Raw genomic sequence first — 3419 nt, 5'->3', positions numbered from 1 at the left:
GTTGCTCAAAATCTGCTGCAGAATCCGCTGGGTCCACGTGGTGCCGGCCTTGAACGGGTCGGCAACCACAATGTCCCCGTCGACAAAGCCCCCCTGAACCAAAAAGTCCTCCCACACCCGAGAATCCGACAGATAGTCCCTCAGCACCCGAGTCGGCGCAATGAGTTGATTCGGCACGGCGGTATCCCTTTCAGCGAGTCGTCGAGGTGTCAGCGATTCTCAAGCGGGCTGACAGCGCCCACGGAGGTGATCGGAGCGGTCCATTTCCCGGGAACCCGGCACTGCCGAATAAATGTCGAGTGAAATTGACATTTGCCAGGCGGCTCGGCCCCGCGGTGATCGGTATGCGGAAAAGCCGCCCCGCAAAGGATATTCGACCGGAATCAGGACGCAGTGCCCAGCATCGGTTGTCGTTGCGATGTCGCCGACCGCCTCTCTGCTCCCGTTTATTCATCCTGATTCTTCAGGTATCCTGGCCGCCCAAGCTGGCCGTTAGCTGTGTCCCGGTTGGGCGTTTCCTGTTCCTTGGCTCGGAAGCCGGCCCCGAGCTGCGGGTTTCTCTGACGCGCCGACTTCTATTCAGAACGCGGTAATCTCACGTTCATATCGCCGTCGGTCAGGTGCACCGCGTGGATGCCCGGCTTCTTGCGCAGCCGCGCGACGAGGCTCTCCAGATCGGCCGATTCGGTGTACCAATGCTGGACGTCGTCGGGCTTCTCGGCCATTTCGGCGACCAGCCGCTGCAGGTTCGCCGGCGTCTCGCCGTCCGTGGAGGCGCCGTCCTTGAGCGACGTGGAACGCAGGCGTGGGCCCGCACCGCCGAACGCTCCGGGCACGGCCGCCCCCAGCGCGCTCCCGGCCATGGCCCCCAACGCCGTTCCGCTCAGCAACGTGCCCTCGCTGACCGCCGCGGCCGGCACGGCGTCCAGCCCCGCGCCGGACAGCACCGCGGCCACCGTCCGGATCGCCGGGGTGGCCGTGGCCCAGCTGGGGGGAACCGACACGCCGCCGACCAGTCCGGCGTGACCGACCCCCGCCGAGACGGTGCCCACGCCCACGCCCGCCAGGTTCGCCAGCGGCGACGCCGAACCCAAACCGGCTTCGAGCGCCAGCGCCGCGCCGCCGGCCGTCCCGGCCCCCAGATCGAGGACGTGTCGTGCCCCGGCCACCAGGCCGAAGATGGTGTTGATCAGGACGACGTTGACCGGTAGCACCACCTTGCCGATGTCTTCGAAATACGAGGTGAGCGAGCTCAGGGTCTGCAGACCGGCGAAATCCTGCAGGGCGCTGAGCAGTCCTGCGGCCGGATTCGATCCGGTCACGATGGTCCCCAGGCTCTGCAGCGCCGCGGGAACCGCACCGAAGGCCGAGGCGAACTCGGTTGGTGCGCTTGAGATCACGTTCGACAGCGGACCGAGGACTCCGGCCGCGGCGGTGGTTTCCGGCGGCGTCGAGAACGGCGTCACCACCGACGCGGCGGCCGATTGGGCGGCATACGTGGACATCGCCGAGGCGTCCTGTGCCCACATCCGGCTGTACTGGGCCTCGTTGGCCGCGATCGCGGCGGTGTTCTGCCCGAAGATGTTCGTCGCCACCAGGAACGCCAGTTCGCTGCGGTTGGCCGCAACCACCGGCGGCGGCACCGTCGCCGTGAACGCGGCCTCGTAGGCGGCCGCGGCGCCACGGGCCTGCGCGGCCGCCTGCTCGGCCTGGGCGGCCGTGGCGCTCATCCAGGTCAGGTAGGGCGCGGCCGCGCTCGCCATGGCCACCGCCGACGGGCCCTGCCATGCCGTCGCCAGTCCGGCGATCACCGAGGAGTAGGACGCGGCGGTGCCGTGCAACTGCGCCGCCAGTGTGTCCCACGCCTCCGCGGCGGCCAGCATCGGCCCCGACCCCGGACCGGTGTACATACGACCGGAGTTGACCTCCGGCGGCAATAACCCGAAAAGCATTGGCGGACCTCAGACTTGCGGGGGGATAGCGGGAATGATGAAGATGTTGACCGGGCCGGCGGCCGCGTCGCCGACGGCGGCCCCGGCGCCACCGGCCGATCGGGCGGCGGTGCCGCCGGTACCCGCCGCCGCCCTTGCGGCCAGGCTCGACAGTGCCACGTTGCCGAACAGGTTTCCTTCGCCCTGCGTCGCGGCCGCGGCCGCAGCGCCGGCCGGGCCGGGGTCCGCGAACACGGCCGCCACCGGTTTGACCGCGGGAGCGGCCATCGCCCAGCCCTGCGGCACCGACAAACCCGTGACGAAACCCGCACGTCCCATGCCCGCCGTCACCGCCGAACCCAGTGCGCCGGGCTGTGAAATGGCCCCCACGACTCCGGCCGCCGACGGGGCTGCCCCCACCTTGGCCATGGCGTCGGTCAGGTTCACACCCGCCTGGGGCAGCAGATAGGCTTGCACGCCCAGAAGTTCCGGGGCACCGAAGGAGCCGAAGTAGGACAGCGGGGACAACGGCCCGCTTGCGGACGCGAGCAGCGAGTTCAGCGCCGATGCCAGGGATTGCGGAGCCGTCGCCGAAGGGGTCGTGGCCGCCGGCGCCGCCGCGGCAACGGGTCCCGCGAGGCCGTGCAACGAGGACGGCACCACCGACATCAGCTGGGGCAGCGTCTGGGCCTCGACCCGGGTGCCGGCGGCCTGGGCGACGGCGGCGGCCTGCCCGACGGTGCCGGCCGGTTCGGTGGTCCGCGGCGGTGACCCGAACGGCGTCAGGGTCGCGGCGGACGCCGAGGAGCCGGCGTAGCCGTACATGGCCGCCGCGTCCTGGGCCCACATCTCCATGTACTGGGCCTGGGTCGCCATGATCGCCGGGGTGTTCTGACCGAAGAAATTCGTCGCGACCAGGGTCAGCAGCTGGGCACGGTTGGCAGTGATCGCCGCCGGCGGGACCGTCGCCGCGAACGCGGTCTCATAGGCGGCGGCCGCCGCCCTGGCCCGGCTCGCCGCCTGCTCGGCCTGGACCGCCGTGCCGGTCAGCCAGGCCACGTACGGCGCGGCCGCAGCCGCCATCGTCAGCGCCGAGGCGCCCTGCCACTTCGCCGTCAGCCCGGAAATCGCCGCGGAGTACCGCGACGCAGCGGAATGCAGTTCAGCCGCCAGGCCATCCCACGCCTCCGCGGCGGCCATCATCGGTCCCGATCCCGGGCCCGTATACATCCGGCCGGAGTTGATCTCCGGCGGCAACGCCCCGAAATCGATCACCGGTCCAATCCCCCGTTCGCATCGTCGTCATGACCGGACCCGGACGGCGCTCCGGCCGTCCGGGTCCCCATCAATGGCTCCGCGCGATCAGCGACCCTGGCGGCTTTCGCCCGTCTCCAACCACTGTGCGCATTCGGCACCCAGCTTGTCGAGGGCTTTGCGGTCAAAGCGCTCGATCTGCTCGTCGCTCAACTCGGTGCGGAAGTCGCGCTT

General features: G+C 70.3%; 2 protein-coding genes. Both read right to left on the bottom strand.

The window, feature by feature from the left end; translation table 11 throughout:
* Window positions 1-575 precede the first annotated feature (575 nt).
* The gene (locus tag FPZ47_RS26910; RefSeq protein WP_144957255.1) at window positions 576-1952 is read right to left on the bottom strand and encodes a PPE family protein; all 1377 of its coding nucleotides are present in this window, start codon (window positions 1950-1952) and stop codon (window positions 576-578) included.
* Between the two features lie 9 nt (window positions 1953-1961).
* Window positions 1962-3203, bottom strand: a complete 1242-nt coding sequence (locus FPZ47_RS26905; RefSeq protein WP_144957257.1) for a PPE family protein — start codon at window positions 3201-3203, stop codon at window positions 1962-1964.
* Window positions 3204-3419 lie beyond the last annotated feature (216 nt).

This window comes from Mycobacterium helveticum (assembly GCF_007714205.1).
GTDB classification, from domain to species: Bacteria; Actinomycetota; Actinomycetes; order Mycobacteriales; family Mycobacteriaceae; genus Mycobacterium; species Mycobacterium helveticum.
This window is presented reverse-complemented; position numbering and strand designations above follow the sequence as displayed.

Bases quoted from the DNA above. Each gene is read 5' to 3' on its own strand.
- FPZ47_RS26910 (WP_144957255.1), bottom strand. From the start codon at position 1,952: ATGCTTTTCGGGTTATTGCCGCCGGAGGTCAACTCCGGTCGTATGTAC.